14 protein-coding genes are annotated in these 17495 nt (G+C 48.6%); 3 read left to right on the top strand and 11 right to left on the bottom strand.

The features are described 5' to 3' along the window. The first annotated feature begins 66 nt into the window (after positions 1-66). A complete protein-coding gene (locus B5F87_RS02055; protein WP_087275945.1) occupies positions 67-1185 on the top strand; it encodes a hypothetical protein in 1119 nt (372 codons plus the stop codon). 108 nt (positions 1186-1293) lie between these two features. On the opposite strand, the gene B5F87_RS02050 is transcribed toward B5F87_RS02055, so the two are convergent. The 8 genes from B5F87_RS02050 to B5F87_RS02015 all read right to left on the bottom strand — a co-directional run bounded on the left by B5F87_RS02050 (position 1294) and on the right by B5F87_RS02015 (position 9430). Beyond that, positions 1294-2112 (bottom strand): DUF134 domain-containing protein, encoded by an 819-nt coding sequence (locus B5F87_RS02050; RefSeq protein ID WP_087275942.1) that lies wholly within the window; start codon positions 2110-2112, stop codon positions 1294-1296. 92 nt (positions 2113-2204) lie between these two features. Beyond that, positions 2205-2873, bottom strand: coding sequence for a GDSL-type esterase/lipase family protein (locus B5F87_RS02045; RefSeq protein WP_087275939.1), 669 nt, complete (start codon positions 2871-2873; stop codon positions 2205-2207). 65 nt (positions 2874-2938) lie between these two features. Further along, positions 2939-3265, bottom strand: a complete 327-nt coding sequence (locus tag B5F87_RS02040; RefSeq protein WP_087275936.1) for a branched-chain amino acid transporter permease — start codon at positions 3263-3265, stop codon at positions 2939-2941. Beyond that, positions 3262-3999: an azaleucine resistance protein AzlC gene (gene azlC, locus B5F87_RS02035; protein ID WP_087275933.1), complete on the bottom strand. Its 738-nt coding sequence runs from the start codon at positions 3997-3999 to the stop codon at positions 3262-3264. Before azlC ends, B5F87_RS02040 begins: the two co-directional genes overlap by 4 nt. Positions 4000-4024: 25 nt before the next feature. Then, positions 4025-5278 carry a 23S rRNA (uracil(1939)-C(5))-methyltransferase RlmD gene (rlmD, locus tag B5F87_RS02030; RefSeq protein WP_343215710.1) on the bottom strand — a complete coding sequence of 418 codons (1254 nt, stop codon included), beginning with the start codon at positions 5276-5278 and terminating at the stop codon, positions 4025-4027. A gap of 77 nt (positions 5279-5355) precedes the next feature. Further along, positions 5356-5886 (bottom strand): hypothetical protein, encoded by a 531-nt coding sequence (locus B5F87_RS02025; protein WP_087275927.1) that lies wholly within the window; start codon positions 5884-5886, stop codon positions 5356-5358. Positions 5887-5968: 82 nt separating this feature from the next. Then, positions 5969-8380 (bottom strand): leucine--tRNA ligase, encoded by a 2412-nt coding sequence (gene leuS / locus B5F87_RS02020; RefSeq protein ID WP_087276189.1) that lies wholly within the window; start codon positions 8378-8380, stop codon positions 5969-5971. 198 nt (positions 8381-8578) lie between these two features. Beyond that, positions 8579-9430 (bottom strand): L,D-transpeptidase family protein, encoded by an 852-nt coding sequence (locus B5F87_RS02015; RefSeq protein ID WP_158096920.1) that lies wholly within the window; start codon positions 9428-9430, stop codon positions 8579-8581. A gap of 215 nt (positions 9431-9645) precedes the next feature. Between B5F87_RS02015 and B5F87_RS02010 the strand changes: the two genes are divergently transcribed. Together B5F87_RS02010 and B5F87_RS02005 are read left to right on the top strand one after the other, a co-directional pair. Beyond that, positions 9646-10011, top strand: coding sequence for a VOC family protein (locus B5F87_RS02010; RefSeq protein ID WP_087275920.1), 366 nt, complete (start codon positions 9646-9648; stop codon positions 10009-10011). A gap of 36 nt (positions 10012-10047) precedes the next feature. Continuing rightward, positions 10048-12762: a PBP1A family penicillin-binding protein gene (locus B5F87_RS02005; protein WP_087275917.1), complete on the top strand. Its 2715-nt coding sequence runs from the start codon at positions 10048-10050 to the stop codon at positions 12760-12762. A gap of 85 nt (positions 12763-12847) precedes the next feature. Here the strand turns inward: B5F87_RS02005 and spoVAE are convergent, their stop codons facing one another. From spoVAE to B5F87_RS01990, 3 genes are all read right to left on the bottom strand, one after another. After that, positions 12848-13204 (bottom strand): stage V sporulation protein AE, encoded by a 357-nt coding sequence (spoVAE, locus tag B5F87_RS02000; RefSeq protein WP_087275914.1) that lies wholly within the window; start codon positions 13202-13204, stop codon positions 12848-12850. 27 nt (positions 13205-13231) lie between these two features. Then, positions 13232-14311 (bottom strand): stage V sporulation protein AD, encoded by a 1080-nt coding sequence (locus tag B5F87_RS01995; RefSeq protein WP_343215709.1) that lies wholly within the window; start codon positions 14309-14311, stop codon positions 13232-13234. Between the two features lie 134 nt (positions 14312-14445). Continuing rightward, entirely contained in the window at positions 14446-17064 is a 2619-nt protein-coding gene (locus B5F87_RS01990) for a cation-translocating P-type ATPase (RefSeq protein ID WP_087275912.1), read from the bottom strand. Positions 17065-17495: the final 431 nt, after the last annotated feature.

Below are 17495 nucleotides of genomic sequence, written 5' to 3'. Positions count from 1 at the left end.
ACAGATATGTTGAGAAAACATATAATAGACAAGATTTTGTACACAAAAAAGTAATGGAGGAAATTTATGAATAACAGAAAAAGCACAGCTATTCTTTTAGGCGCGCTGACCGCTGCCATCGTCTTTCTTAATTATTATCTGGTCATACACAGAATACATTTCTGGGGATTGTTCTACGAATTTTCCAGCAATATCAATAATCCACGAGCTGTTCTCAGCTCCGCGGTATTAATTGGAGGGCTTACATATATTGTCATGGCTTTCCTGCGTTTCCGGAACGGAAATATGCCTGTCATTATGATCGTCCTCCCCCTGCTTTCCATTATATTATACCGGTTTATTTTTGAATATAACTCTCTGGGGCTTATTCTTCCTCTTATCACTATGGTGATTCAATTTGTTCTGGGTATTGTCCCGACGCTCCTCTGGGTGATGATAAACTGGGTACTGCGGCTGCTGCCCCTTCCGTCGATGATTCACACGGCGCTGTCTGTCGCTATAGCTGCAGTGCTTGCCGTGGGTACAGCCTTTCTTTTCAGCCGAAAAGTAAAGTACAAACGAAAAAAAATCATTAAAACCAAACGAGGAAAAAATAAACACTCCTCTACCCACACAGAAGTCATTTCTGAGCCGGGACAGCAATTATACCAGCCGGTTACCGGCCACGCTTCCGGCACTGACAGCAGCGCAGCAGAAGAAATCGGCCAGCCGGCCGCAGAACAGACAGGCAGCCAGAACCTGAATAACATTTATGAGAAACACGGATACAACGTAAGTGGACAGATTAACTGGACCGGCAGTATGCAGGAAGGTTCCTGTTCCATAGACCTCTCTCTCCAAAGCCGTACCGCACCGGATCATGTTTACCGGATTACCGGAAACGGATGGGAAAGTTCAGCTTCTCTCACAGGCGTCCTTCAGGTCAACGCCGCTGCAGAAGCGATCAACGGGACAGATAAATACGACATCAGCGGAACCATCCAATACGATGAAACTGCTTTTGCCAGAGTGGAACTGCATTTATCTGACAACGCGCAACGGATATCCTATGTTATTAAAGGCGAAATCAGTAATTTCTCAGCCTCTCAGCCGGGTTACCGCCGCGTATATCTGATTTTTGAAGACCTGCAGAATCAAAATGATTTTTATGCCGAAGGTTCCTATGAATCAAACGGCCTTCACTAAAAAACAGTCTTGTTCCGGATATAATGTCCGAAACAAGACTGTTTTTTCTCTGTCATTTTGTCTCTATCCTCTGTATCCATGCGCGCATGCCCACAGTAGCCGGCTGCCTTATCCCTGATGATGACCGCAGTCGCTATGTCCATGACAATGCCCTTCTCCCTCATGGTGGCCGCATCCGCCTTCACCATGTTCATGCTCATGATGTGCGCACCGGGTATCCGGGTCATAGTCAAGATTGCCGTTGAGAAATGCCTCAACCGCCGCGTCAGCAGTCCCGCTCACTCCCGGATACAACTTGATACCCGCCTCATCGAGAGCCATCCGGGCGCCGCCGCCAATTCCTCCGCAAATGAGCATATCTGCTTTCAGTCCAGCCAGGAAACCTGCCAGAGCTCCATGTCCATTTCCGGCAGTATCCACTACCTCTTCATGAACCACCTTTCCATCTTCCACATCATAGATTTTCATCTGGCTGGTATGTCCAAAATGCTGATATACATTTCCACCCTCGTAAGTTACTGCAATTCTCATAATATATGCTCCCTTCTTTTTCTTCGATCTTTCCATTTGTTCATCCGAAAATTCCGGCTGCGTCCACCGGCAGCGCCGCCCGCAGCCTCGTCCTCCGGCATCCTTTCCCCGGCAGATCTGGTAATTTCCCCCGGCGATCCGCAGCTGCTTTCCATTAACCAGACAATCCGCAATCTTATAGCGGGCCTTTTCATAAATCTCTGTCACTGTCGTCCGGGAAATATCCATCTGTGCAGCGCACTGGGCGTGGGTCTTTTTCTCATAGTCCACCAGGCGGATCACCTCATATTCATCCACCGTCAGCGGAACTTCTTCCACCCCGTCCCTGCCACATGGAGCGAAACGGTCAAACGCCGGTTCATCGCACACACGCCGGCATCGGCTGGGTCTTGCCATCCGGTCACCTCCGTTCACATCATTTACGACATATGTCGATAATATTATGACACAAATGAACGAATTAATCAAGAGAATCAGGAACAATTTTCTTACAGATACCTCTCCATATTCTCAAAAATTACATAGTACGCGTTGGCATACATGTGGATTCCCTCCACGGTAAATTCCTTTTTGAGCCGTCCGTGCTCATCCCGGAGTCCTTCGCTGACATCAATAAAATGCAGTCCCATCTCCGCTGCCAGTCCGGCAATCCGCTGGTTCGCTGCCTCAATGTTTTTGTTGTTCCGATTGGTGAAGGAGGCCGCTCCCTGTTCACAGCGGGAAAGTTTATCTGTCTCATTGACCGGATAGTAGGCCATGACATAAACTTCCGCCTGCGGCAGCCGCTCTTTGATCTGAGTGAGAATCCTGCCATAGTTTGCCAGCAGCGCGTCCTCCGAATAGTCCGGCGCGCCGATATCATTGGTCCCGATATTAATAAAAATCCGGGACGGCTCCAGGTCAAATACCATGGTATCCATGTGATTCAGCATATCCGAGGTGGTAAATCCGCTCACACCCCGGTTATATATCCGATACGAAAGTCCTTTTGTCATAAGGATCTCATTGACCGGAAACTGCTCCATCAGCGAGGAACCGGTAAAAAGAATCTGCCCCTTTCCGGCGTACTGATTCAGGATACTCAGTTTCTCAATACGTTCCTGCTGTTCTTTTTGAACCCGGAGAGCTTCCCGGGCTTCCCACTGTTCTTGATTCATTTTTTATCATTCCTTCCTTCGCTTTCTTTGCTCTACATACAATATCCGTGCTCCGCCATATGGAATCAAAACACCAGCTGCACCAGCAGCATATAGCATATGGTTCCACCTGCGATGGATAAAAGCATCTGCCGCTTCCAGAGATGCAGTACAATGACCAGAACAATGGAAATCAGCTCCGGTATCCCGTGACTTCCCGTGAAGATGCTCACGTTTCGCAGGCAGTAGATCACGAGCAGGCCGAACACGGCGGAGGGCAGAACTTTGCCCAGATACTGCACATATTTCGGCACAGGCTTGTCTGCCGGAAAAACAATAAATGGCAAAAAACGTGTGATGGCAGTGCCGAGAACCACCATGGCGATGGTGATGATTTGCTGTAAAAGAGTCATACTATACCTCCTTCTTTTTCTATGGTGCCCCGCAGAAGGGTCAGTACGCCCAGCATGGCGAACATGGACGGGATGATAAAGTTATCAGCGCCAAAGGCCAGCAGGCACAGAACAGAAAGGCCGATGCCGATCAGCGCGCTGGTATGCCGTTTCTCTTTCAGCCACTGTTCCAGGAAAATTACCACAAACATGGCGGTCATGACAAAGTCAAGTCCCTCTGTGTTGAAATGTATCAAAGATCCGAAGATACCTCCCAGCGTCGCGCCGAAGAACCAGTAAAAATGGTTCAGCAGCGTCACAAAAAACATGAACCAGCCTCTGTCCACGTCGTCCGGTATATCGGCGGTATAGTTGATGGAAAAACTTTCGTCGCACATGCCAAAAATCAGGTATATTTTCTTCCATCCGATTCCCCGGAATTTTTCCAGCATGGATATGCCGTAAAACAGGTGGCGGGCATTGATCATGAGGGTCATGGCCAGCGCCTGCAGCGGATTAAACGCTCCCAGCAGCAGGTTTACCGCCACAAATTCCACCGAACCCGCAAAGATGGTGATGCTCATAAGCATCGGATACCAGAAGCTGAATCCGGAGACATTCATGTAGATTCCATAGGTCAGCCCCAGAAACCAGAAACCGGCAAAGATCGGTATCGTATAAGGAAATGCGGTTACAAAAGCTTTTTTTATTACGTCTGATTTTTTCTCTGATTGTATATAAGGTTTTGTATGCATTGGTTTTCTCCCTTTAGTAAATCTCCTATTTCCTCGTGAGAAGGCAGACCGTCTCCATCTCCTCCGTCATCGGGAACATGTCAACCGGCTGTATCTTCTTTACGCGATATCCGTTGCCAGCCAGATATCCGAGATCCCGTTTCAGGGTTTCCGGATTGCAGGAAATGTACACCACTTTTCCCGGTTTCAGGCGCAGAAGGGAGTCCAAAAACTTCCGGTCGCTGCCGGCGCGGGGCGGGTCCATGAAGACCACGTCGGCCTTCTGTCCGGCCGCCGCCATTTTGACCATGAATTCTCCGGCGTCCGCTTTATAAAAACGAATATTTTTTATTTTGTTCATCTTGGCATTGGCGATGGCGTCGCGGACTGCATCGCCGTTTAGCTCGACGCTGATCACTTCTTTGGCCTTGCCGCTGGCAACCATACCGATGGTTCCGATGCCGCTGTAGGCATCAATCACTCTCTCCTTGCCGGTGAGTTCCGCATATTCCATGGCTTTACGATACAGCACCTCTGTCTGCACAGGGTTCACCTGATAAAAGGATTTCGGTGAGATCCGGAACCGCTTACCGCATAAAATGTCTTCTATGTATCCTTTTCCGTAGAGAACCTGCTGCTTGTCGCCGAGCACCATGCTGGTGCTGCGGTCATTGACATTGGCCACAATGGTTGTGATCTCCGGGTGCAGCTTCCGGAGCGCTTTGACAAAATTGTTTTTTGACGGAAATACAGGGGATGCCGTCACCAGCACCACCATAATCTGTCCGGTATGGTATCCGGTCCGGATTAAAATGTGCCGCAGGAAGCCGTAACCGGTATCCTCGTTATACGCCCGCATCTTAAAGGACTTCATCAGACCGGCCACCGACTGCATGATTGCGTCGGCTTTCTGATCCTCGATGAGGCAGGAATCCACCCGGACAACCCGGTGACTCTTCGCCTCATAGATGCCCGTGTATCCGTTCCCTCTGCGGTCCGCCGCCACCACGCCGTGTACCTTATTGCGGTAATGATACGGGTCCTTCATGCCAATCATCGGCTGCACTCTGCAGAACGCTCCCAGCAGACTCTCCTCCCGCTGCTGCTTCCGCTCCAGCTGCTTCTTATAAGGCAGGTGCACATACTGACAGCCGCCGCATTTCTTCTCATATGGGCAGACCGGAGTCTTGCTTGCGGATAATGAACTGCTCCCGTTTCCCTGTTTATTCTTCTTGTCCTGTTTTTGATTATTTTTATTCTTTATAAATTTTTCTTTATTTTCTGTTCTCATATTTTTCATTTTCTATATTCTTTCCCGCACAGCTGCGCCTGTTGATTCCATCATTATTCGGTTTTCCTGTAAATCTTTTCATCGCTTTACTCTCTCAGCTCCCGGTACGTCTCCAGATACCTCTCTTCCACTTCCCGCCGCGGCATCTCCGAGAATACCGGGCGGCTTTGGAGGCCTGCGCCCGGATTGCCGCAGCCGACGCCCATGTAGTGGAGGAACTCAAAGTACAGCAGGGTTTTGTCTATTTCTTTGACGGCTTTTTGCTCCGCTTCGCTGGGCGTCCGCCCGGCGAACTTCCGATAGATCATGTCGAGCAGATGGTCTTCTGCTTCCCGGTAGCCTTCCATCCGGGCCTTCACCGGCTGGATGAAGTCTCCGAGGTAGGCTTCCGCTCCGTCGTGAAGCAGGCAGAAAAGCTGCGTCTGCCGGGGCAGGTTTCTCGCTTTTGCTTCCGCAGCACATTCCAGGCAGTGCTGCGCCACCGTATGTACTTCGGGAAAATGTCCGTTGGCCCGGCTGATCATAGACAGGGCGTGGGCGATATCTTCGATGCGCACCTGCTCCGGCTCGGGAGCCAGCGGGTCCATAAAAAGACCGGTATATGTCATGATATTCATTTTATTTTCCTCCCGGTATAAAATAACGCAGACAGCTTTCCGCCATCTGCGTTATTGTCATTTGTCATCAATGATGCAACAATTATTTCGCCACGATATTCACAATTCTGCCCGGCACGTAGATCTCCTTGCGGATGGTTCCGGTCAGCTTATTGCCCAGAGCCTCTTTTGCCTTGGCAAGGACGTCATCTTTGTCGGCGTCTGCCGGGATGAAGATGGTGCATCGGGTCTTTCCGTTAACCTGTACAGGAATCTCAATCTCGTCGTCCTTCATGGCGTCCTCATCGTATTCCGGCCAGGTCTGATCAAATACGGAATCTGTGTGGCCGAACTGCTCCCACAGCTCCTCTGCGATGTGCGGAGCAAACGGAGCGAGAAGGATGATATAGGTCTCCAGAGTGTTTTTGTCCACGCCGCCTTTTTTGCTCAGATCGATGAGCTTGTTGTTGTATTCCATGAAACCGCTGACAACAGTGTTCAGACTGAAGGAATTGAGACGGGTGGTGATGTCGTATACCAGCTTGTGGCGTACTTTTACCAGCTCGTCGGTCTCCGCCACATCTTTGTCCTTGTTGTCCATGGCCATCTTCCAGAAACGATTCAGGAAACGGTATACGCCGTCGATTCCCTTGTCGTCCCACTCGGAATCCAGTTCCGGCGGTCCCACAAACAGTTCGTAGAGACGCAGGGAGTCACAGCCATAATCTCTTACCAGATCGTCCGGAGAAACAACATTTCCTTTGGACTTACTCATCTTGATACCGTTCTTTCCGGTGATCATACCCTGGTTGAAGAGCTTCTTGAACGGCTCGTCAAAGTCGATCGCTCCGATGTCATATAAGAACTTGGTGTAGAATCTGGAGTATAACAGATGAAGCACCGCGTGCTCCACGCCGCCGATGTACATGTCAACCGGCAGGTATTTGTCTGCTTTTTCCTTGCTCACCAGTTCTTTGTCATTCTTACTGTCCACGTAACGCAGGAAGTACCAGGAAGATCCGGCCCACTGCGGCATGGTGTTGGTCTCTCTCTTGGCCGGAGCGCCGCAGCACGGACAGGTGGTGTTCACCCAGTCGGTGATGCCTGCCAGCGGTGATTCGCCGGTTCCGGTCGGTTCGTATTTTTCCACATCCGGAAGCAGCAGCGGCAGCTCTTCTTCCGGTACAGGCACCGCACCACATTTCAGGCAGTGTACGATAGGAATCGGCTCGCCCCAGTAACGCTGACGGGAGAACACCCAGTCACGGAGCTTGTAGTTGACTTTCTTCTTGCCGATGCCTCTTTCTTCAATCATGGCAGGAGCCTCTTTTTTCAGCACAGCGGATTCCATACCGTTCCACTCGCCGGAGTTGATCATAGTTCCCACAGCGTCGGTGTAAGCTTCTGTCATGTTCTCGATCTCTTTGCCGTCTTTGGCGATAACCTGAATGATCGGGATATCGAACTTCTTCGCAAACTCAAAGTCACGGTCGTCATGGGCAGGTACGCACATGATGGCGCCTGTACCGTAATCAGCCAGTACATAGTCGGCCAGCCAGATCGGAATCTTGGCGCCGTTTAACGGGTTGATGGCGTAGGAGCCTGTGAACACACCGGTCTTTTCCTTATCCTGCAGACGATCCACGTTGGACTTCATGCTGGAATCGAAAATATATTTTTCCACCGCTTCTCTTGTCTCATCGGTGGCAAGTTCTTTCGCCAGAGCATGCTCCGGAGCAAGAACCATGAATGTTGCGCCGTGGAGCGTATCCGGACGTGTGGTGTAAACTGTAATCTTATCCTCTCTTCCCTCCACCGGGAAATCCACTTCAGCGCCGTAGCTCTTGCCGATCCAGTCAGTCTGCATCTTCTTAACCTTCTCCGGCCAGTCCAGCTTATCCAGATCGTTCAACAGACGGTCCGCGTATTTGGTGATGCGCAGCATCCACTGTTTTAAGTTCTTCTTGGTCACCGGAGAGCCGCAGCGCTCGCAGCAGCCGTCCACAACCTCTTCGTTGGCAAGACCTGTCTTACAGGAAGGACACCAGTTGATCGGCATCTCCTTTTCGTAAGCCAGTCCGGCCTTGAACATTTTTACAAAAATCCACTGAGTCCATTTGTAGAAATTCGGGTCAGTGGTGTTGACCTCCATATCCCAGTCGTAAATAGCCGCGATCTCATTGATCTGGCGCTTGATATTTCTGATATTTTCTTCTGTGGTAACTTTTGGATGAGTTCCCATCTTGATGGCGTAGTTCTCTGCCGGAAGACCAAAAGCGTCCCATCCCATCGGATGAATCAGATAATAGCCCTGAAGCATCTTATAACGGCTCCAGACATCGCTGATCACGTATCCTCTCCAGTGTCCCACGTGTAGTCCGCTGCCGGACGGATACGGGAACATGTCCAGACAGTAATATTTCGGTTTCTTACCGTCATCGACATTTACAGGATGTTCCTCCCAGTTCTTACGCCATTTCTGTTCAATGGCTCTATGATTATATGGTACTGCCATTTTCATTTCCTCCTGTTTTATAATCTGCCGCTGCCGTTCTATTGGATGACAGCTGTTTATTCTTATTATAATATAATAATAATTTTCCTGTTGAATAACAAAGAGTTCTGCCAGACAGAACTCCCGCGCCCGGAGCGATCGCCCCGGCGGCAAAGTTCTGTTCTCTTTATCAGAGAGTCTATCCCGCTATGCCGTATTTCAAACAGCAGCGTCCGCCGGTTCCTGCGGCTGCTTTTTCACAGTAAATGTAACTTTTATCGACTTAGTAAGCAGCGTCCTCGGGTCTGTCACTGTATAAGTGACTTTATATTTGCCCGGCTTCGACGTATTGACCTTTCCCTTTACTTTTATATATTTCTGCAATACAGAACCGGATGTGACAGGCGATGAAACCTTCATCCATTTTTTCAGTTTCTTTTTATTTACCTTGCTGCCATATTCCAGCTTCCTTGGCGCAGACTTTTTCAGCTTGAACTTTGGATAATACGGATTCGCCGGATCCGGATCCGTTGGATCCCAGCCGCTTCGTCTCGCTGTGGATATCTTTATCTTATCACGGGTCGGCTTCTGCAGATTTCTTGATTCCCCGATCACGACTCTTGTTCCGAGACCACAGTTATCATAAATCCATTTTGCGTCCACGACAGCCAGCCGGATACATCCGGCGGACGCCTGTGTTCCCAGCTTATTGTATTCTACTGTCTCCACCTGATTTTTTGCCACCCTGTAATATGGAACGGAATGGAACAGATAAGAACCATAGATTCTCGTACAATACTGTCCGTACACCCCGCCGTAAAGAGCATGCCAGCGCATTTTACTCACTGTATTATATGTACCCCGGATAGTGGAATAGCCTCTTCCCGTGGAACAATACATCGCGCGGACTACCTTTCCTGTCCTGCTGCTTACCACATTGATAATATTGGTTCTCCGGTTTACATAAATCGTATACTGACTGGCCGCCTCTGTGTCGAGCTTCTGTCCGTACAGAAATGCCGCTCCGCACAACAGCAGCATGACCGCCATGAAATATCGTCTTATTTTCATAAATCTCTCCCTTTCCTCTGTGTCGGTTATTATGCGTTCTGCCTGCCGCATTATCGGGCTCTGGGTATTATTATATAATTTTTCTCTCGTTTGTAAAGAAAAAGTTGCTGAAAATATGCCTGTAAGCGCTCAAAAATGCCTTTATTGCCCTCTCTCCCAAAATGTGATATAGTAAACGGGATAAATCGATACTTCAATGTTAAGGAGGCGTAATCATGATTGAATTTAACCATTTTAATTTTAACGTTTTAGACCTGGACAAAAGCATTGCATTCTATAAGGAAGCTCTCGGTCTTTCCGTTGTCCGCGAAAAGAACGCGTCGGACGGAAGTTATAAAATCGTATATCTTGGCGACGGACGTACCGGATTTTCCCTGGAACTGACCTGGATGCGCGACCGCAAAGAACCATATGATCTGGGAGACGAAGAGTTCCATCTGGCGTTCAAAACCGATGAATACGATGCCTTCCATAAAAAACACGAAGAAATGGGCTGCATCTGTTTTGAAAATCCTTCCATGGGCATTTACTTTATCAATGACCCGGACGGATACTGGGTTGAGATTGTTCCGGTAAGATAGCACCTTGCCCGGATCATTCTCTTAAAGGAACTTTTTATGCGTTACGACAAAACATCTATCCAAAAGAGAAGAAAGCAGCTCCATTCCAGGAAAAAGAGAATTCACAGTTTTCTTTCCACCCTACTGTTTAAAGTATTTCTTCTGCTTCTCCTGGTGGTTATCGCCGGGGGCTGCGGACTGGCGTTGGGTTCTGTACAGGGGATGATCGAGACCACTCCCACCGACTATAACCTGAAGCCAAAATACTCTGCAACGATTATTTATGATGACAGCGGCGGAAAAACTGAAGTTTTAAGCGACTATTCTTCCAACCGCATCATTGTGGATTATGATCAGATTCCCGCCAATCTGAGAAACGCCTTCATCGCCATAGAAGATGAGCGTTTTTACGAACACAACGGCGTGGATTTAAAGGGAATCATCCGTGCAGGTTTCACTGCGCTGCGCAATGGCGGCGCCACTCAGGGGGCCAGCACTATTACTCAGCAGCTCATCAAAAACAATGTGTTTGAGGTCTGGGACGAGAGTAATTTCCTGGCAAAAATCAAACGAAAGATCCAGGAGCAGTACCTTGCCATCCAGGTGGAAAAAAATACTTCCAAAGAAGAAATCCTCACCGATTATCTCAATACTATCAATCTGGGGAAGGGAACTCTCGGCGTGGAATCTGCCGCCAATTATTATTTTGATAAATCCGTTGACCAGCTCACACTGTCGGAATGTGCGGTACTTGCCAGCATCACCAAAAATCCGACTCGTTTGAATCCCATTGATCACCCGGAGGATAATAAGGAGCGGCGTGACATTGTTCTTAAGAAAATGTATGAACTGAATTACATTTCCAACGAAGAATATGAGGAGGCTCTGTCAGACGATGTGTATTCCCGCATCTCAAAAACACAGGCCAATTCCACCCAGCGCTCTGTATACTCTTATTTTACTGACGCTCTGATCACACAGATCGTGGAGGACCTGCAGAGCGAGTACGGCTACACCCAGTCACAGGCATACAATCTGGTATACCGGGGAGGCCTGCGGATTCATTCCACGCAATCCTCTCAAATGCAGGATATCGCGGATACCGTCATCAATGATAAGAGCAATTATCCGGTGGATACCGATTATTCTCTGGAATATGATCTGCATGTCACAAAGGAAAACGGAGAATCCATCACTTACACAGAGCGGGATATCCGGGACTATTTCCGCAATGCGGGAGACAGCGACTACCGAACCATTTATCCTACCAAAAAGGCCATGCGCAAGGACATTCGCAAGTTCAAGAAGAATACTCTTGCCGACGGGGATGAAGTTCTCACGGAGAATATCCGTTCCACCCTGCAGCCGCAGGTTTCTTTCTCGCTCATTGACCAAAGTACAGGGCAGGTAAAGGTTCTTGTGGGAGGACGCGGCGAAAAGAAAGATGATCTGGCCTTAAACCGTGCCACGGCATTTACAAGACAGCCGGGTTCCACATTCAAGATTTTGTCCACCTATGCGCCGGCTCTCGATACCGGAGGCATGACCCTTGCCACGGTATTTGACGACGCTCCATATACCTACGAAAACGGCGACAGGGTGACGAATTATAATCCTGATGAATACCGGGGCCTCATCACGATACGGGATGCCATCATCGACTCCAACAATATTGTTGCTGTCAAAGCTCTGACACAGCTTACACCGCAGGTAGGTTATGATTTTCTGCTGAAGCTCGGATTTACCACCCTGGTCAATAACCGTCAGACTTCCAACGGCAGCACGGAAAGCGATGTAAACCAGGCACTTTCTCTGGGAGGCATCACTGACGGCGTTACAAATGTAGAGCTGACCGCTGCTTACGCAGCCATTGCCAACCACGGATATTATAATGAACCAATTCTCTATACTACTGTGGAGAACAGCCACGGCAACGTTCTCCTTGAAAATGAATCCTCACCGAAACAGGTTATGAAAGCGACCACTTCCTGGCTGCTGACAGATGCCATGAAGGACGTGGTATCCGAGGGAACCGGAGTGGCAGCTCAGCTGAACTCCGACATGGCAGTTGCCGGAAAAACAGGAACAACCTCCAACGACTATGATTTCTGGTTCTGCGGCTATACGCCATACTATACCGCTTCCATCTGGACCGGATACGACTATAACACTTCATTTGACAATGACAACAAATACCATGAACAGATCTGGGCAAAGATCATGGATCAGATTATCGAGACCCAGCAGCAGGAGGTTCGCGATTTCGACGCCTGTGAAGATATACGTACTGCTACCATCTGCGCTAAATCAGGAAAGCTTCCTGTGAGCGGCGTTTGTTCAAATGATCCGGAGAAAAACATGGAACGTGTTGAATACTTCGAGGCCGGTACGGAGCCGACGGAAAGCTGCGAAAATCATATCGTAGTCACTTTCTGTTCCGAATCCAACCGGGTATCCAGGCGTTTCTGTCCTGATGATCTGCTGTACCAGCGCGTCTTCCGGATACGTCCGGACGGCTCTGCGGGCGTCACAGAGGACACCCCATACTGCCTGAATTTCAGCATCGACAATTACCGCTGCAATATCCACACCCGTCGATGGAAAGAAGAACAGGATCTGCAGCGCCAGCAGCAACAGCTTCTGCCTGTTATTCCGGACAACACGCTGCCCGGAGGCATACTCTCCGAAGACTCTTCCGGAGGTTCTTCCTCCGGACAGAGATCCCCCGGACTGGGAGATCTGGCAAACTCCATATTAAATATGTTCCGGTAACTATTCAGCCATTTGTTTACAGAGTAAAATAGCTTATGCAAGTTTATTTGCATAAGCTATTTTACTCTGTAAGGGATAGTTACCTCTATTTTTTCATTTTCGGCTTAAATATCAGCGCTGCCAGATAGGAAAACACCAGCGCTGCGCTGGTTCCTGCCGCAGCGGCTTTAAATCCTCCTTTAAAAAGGCCGATGAATCCCTCATCATTGACCGCTTCCATCACTCCTTTTGAAAGATTATACCCAAAGCCTGACAGGGGGACGCTGGCTCCGCAGCCTGCCCACTGCTGCAGCGGCTCATAAATGCCCACAGCACCGAGAATTACGCCGGCAATCACCAGCAGTACCAGCACCCGTCCCGGCATCAGCCTGGTATGATCCAGAAAAATCTGTACCAGTGTACAGATAAGACCTCCCACGATAAATGCTTTAAAATAAACCATGTCTGCTCCTTTTTATTTTGTGTAATTTCACGCATGCTCCAGCCAAACCCCGTGAGCAATGGCCGGGATACTTCTGCCCTCATTGGAAGATACCTGTGATAAAAGTGCTCCCGTAGGCACGAAAAGAACTCTTTTCCAGTCTCCTGACACGAGCCTCGGCAAAATCATACTGGACAAAACCACTGCGGAGCAGGCGCATCCGGAACCGCCTGCATGGGTATCCTGCTGCTCATCGTAAATCTGCATCCCGCAGTCCATATGATTGGCCGTAATATCCATATGATTGTCCTTCAACAGAGAAAACAACAGCTTCTGCCCCACGGCTCCCAGATCTCCCGTTATAACGGCATCAAAGTCGGCTGCTCTCATCTGAAAATCCTCCAGACTCTGATAAATAGTGTCAGCAGCTGCAGGAGCCATACACGCTCCCATATTAAAAGGATCCTGTACGCCATAATCTTTGATCTTCCCTGTGGTGACGCCACGGATCACGACCTTCTTTTCTGCTGCTGACCGCGCGCCTGCCTTTTGATTCATCTCACAGGTATCTGAAGAACCGCTCAACAAAAAAGCTCCTGCTCCCGTCACCGTCCACGTGGAACTGTATGGGCGCTGATTTCCATATCCCAGCGGAAACCGAAATTCCTTTTCCGCGCTTCCAAAATGACTGGAACATGCAGCCAGCGCCAGATCCGCAAATCCTCCGTTTACTGCCATGGCAGCTATAGAAAGCGTCACACCTGCACTGGAGCAGGCTCCGTACACTCCGTAATATGGGATATTCAGCTCCTTAATACCAAATGAGGATGCAATGAGCTGTCCCAGCAAATCTCCGCAGAAAGCGATTCTCACATCTTCTTTCCTCTTCCCGCCCTTTTTCAGAGCAATTTCACAGGCGGCACGGACAAACTGACTCTCGCTCTCCTCCCAGTTATCCTGTCCAAAAAGCGGATCATCCACGATCAAATCCATGTATTTTCCCAGAGGTCCTTCTCCTTCTTTTTGTCCGGCCGCACAGGCATGGCTGATGATCTCGACCGGCCTGTCAAAACGAATGCTTTGTTTTCCTGCCATCTGGTTCATGAACGGCATCACCTCTTTCTTCAAATAAATCCTCTGGAAGATAGGATTTACATTTTCAGAAAAAATATACCCATAAAAAAACTGCCGGCGGCTGGTCAGTCGCTGACAGTTTTTATCTAATCCACAAATATTTATCTAATACACAAATATTGTTTTATTTATTTTTTTACCGCGCCGATGATCACTTTTACAAGCTGGATCACAATGGTAGGAGCCACAGCCAGCAGACAGACAAGTCCAATCTGTGCCGTAGTCAGCGCAGCCACCTCAAATAAGCGCTCCATTACCGGTACGAAAAGTACGATAGCAAGGAGTACCACGCCTGCGAAAAATGCAGCGATGGTCCATTTGTTGGTGGTCAGACCAATCTTGAAGATGGACTCTTTTCCGCGGCAGTTGAATCCGTGGAACAGACGAGCCAGTGTTAAAGTGGCAAACGCCATGGTCATTGCTGTGGCGGTGTCCGTCTTCATTCCGGTATGGAAAGCCGTCAGAGTTGCAATGGCGATCAACAGACCGTAATATCCAAGCTTCAGCATAAACTCTTTATTGAGAATTCCCTCATTCGGATCTCTCGGCGGTTCATTCAACAGACTCTCGTCCACCGGCTCCATACCGATTGCCAGTGCCGGCAGGGAGTCCGTAAGCAGATTGATAAAAAGCAGATGTACCGGAGCCAGCGGCGTAGGCAGTCCCATCAGGGAACAATATAATACTACGAGGATTCCGGCCATGTTACCGGACAGCAGGAACTGGATAGCGTTCCGGATATTGCGGTATACATTTCTGCCGAAGGAAACCGCTTTAATGATAGTCGCAAAATTATCATCGGCAAGGATCATTGCCGCCGCATCTTTGGAAACCTCCGTTCCCGTGATACCCATGGCCACACCGATGTCAGCCTTCTTAAGAGCCGGTGCGTCGTTGACGCCGTCTCCGGTCATGGCCGTGATTCTTCCTTTACGCTGCCATGCATCGACGATACGGATCTTATTTTCCGGTGATACACGGGCGTATACGGATACTTTCTCAAGCACATTGTCAAGTTCATTGTCGGACAGAGCGTCCACTTCCTGTCCTGTGAGAGCCACATCGCCTTCATGGAAAATACCAATCTGTTTGGCAATAGCTGCCGCAGTTACTTTGTGGTCTCCGGTAATCATCACGGTCCTGATTCCGGCTCTCTCCGCATCCGCCACAGCCTTTTTGGATTCTTCTCTCGGCGGATCCATCATGGCTGTCAGACCTACGAAGGTAAAATCATTCTCATCATCAAGGGAAAGCGTATCGTCCTCCTCTACTTCTTTAATAGCAAAAGCCAGAACACGCAGACCATTTTCAGAGAAATGCTGGTTTTGTTTCAAAATATCATTTTTATCTTCTTCTGTCATTTCCCGTACTTCGTTCTCTATCATGATATAACGGGTTCTGTCCAGAAGCACATCCACAGCTCCCTTGGTGAGGATCGTCGGAATACCGTGAATGCGGTATTTGGTACTCATAAGCTTTCTGTCGGAATCAAATGGAATCTCTTCCATTCGCGGCATCATGCTCCGGATATCCTCTTCCGTAATATGCGCATCATCAAGTCCGGCTTTTCTCGCCATCACAAGCAGGCTGTACTCAGTCGGATCACCGATCTCCTTACCATCATGATTGGAGGAATCGTTATTCAAAACTGCAGTATACAGGAAATACCGATGCAGGGAAAGCCTGATATCCATCTCTTCCGGCTTCATGCACTTTCCACCGGTGTACACTTCTGTAACCGTCATCTTATTCTGTGTGAGGGTTCCTGTCTTATCTGAACAGATAACAGAAACACTTCCCAGACTTTCTACCGCTTTTAACTCTTTCATAATGGCGTTTTCTGCCGCCATTTTTCCTGTTCCCATGGCCTGTACGATCGTAACAATGGAACCAAGGGCCTCCGGAATTGCCGCAACGGCCAGAGCCACAGCGAAAAGAAGAGAGTCGAGAATAGGCATATCTCTGTACATACTCAGGAAAAATACGATCACACAGATCACCATGATGACCATGGCAAGCTTTTTGCTGAACTGATCGAGGCTGACCTGCAGCGGCGTCTTTTTCTCTTTTGTCGCATTCATCAGGCCGGCGATCTTACCAATCTCCGTATTCATTCCCGTGCCGGTGACAAGCACTTCCGCACGTCCGTAAGTAACAAGGGTACCGGAATAAACCATGTTCAGCCGGTCTGCCAGAACGGCTTCCCCTTCGATATCGCCGTCGATCTTATCCACGCTGGCAGATTCACCCGTCAGGGCGCTTTCATTGACCTGCAGGGAATAGCTGTGAAGGATTCTTCCGTCCGCCGCCGTCATATCGCCGGCTTCCAGAAGAAGGATATCTCCCGGGACAACTTCTGCCGAAGGTACTTCCATAGTTTTTCCATCACGCAGCACTTTGGCGTGAGGAGAGGAAAGCTCCTTCAATGCAGCCAGTGACTTTTCTGCCTTCAAATATTGCACCGTTCCCAGAACCGCGTTCAAGATAACAACGGCAAAGATAACAACGGTACTCTCCACATTGCCCGATATCAGGGAAATCACTGCGGCAACCAGCAGAATAATCACGAGGAAATCAGCAAACTGCTCCAGAAATACCTGATAACCTTTTTTTCTTGCCTGTTCCTGCAGCGCATTCTCGCCGTATTCGCGCAGACGCTTCTCTGCTTCCTGAGAGGTAAGACCTCCCCGGTCCGCATTCATTTGCTTCAGTAATTCATCCTGATGCATCTGGTACGTTTCTTTCATCCAACAACCTCCTGTTTTTTCATGAATCATCCGGGCGCAGGATTCTTTGCCCGAAGGGTCCGTTTCGTCCCGGCAATACAATTTTGTTCTATGAAATGTTCTGAAATAGAAATGTTCTGAAATAGCTCTGCAAAAAATTTTCAAAATAACTTTTCAAAAAATATTTCATGGAACAAAAAAGACTTTTTGTGTATAAAAAATATACACAAAAAGTCTTATTCAACATAAATGCCGCATAGATTCCGGATTACACTTCCTGTAATCGTACTGACGAAACACTATGACATGCCTGACGGCATGCAATTACTCCCTTTTTGCTCTTTTCAGCTTATTTTGTTGCTTCATACCCTATTTTATTCAAAAATCTTCCGCTGTCAACAATTCTTTTTAATTTTTTTATTTTTCTGCGGCAATGCGGCCATGCAGAATCT

It is taken from the genome of Eubacterium sp. An3 (genome assembly GCF_002159465.1).
GTDB classification, from domain to species: Bacteria; Bacillota; Clostridia; order Lachnospirales; family Lachnospiraceae; genus Anaerobutyricum; species Anaerobutyricum stercoris.
Note: the sequence above shows the minus strand (reverse complement) of the source record. Positions and strands in the feature narration are given on the sequence as shown.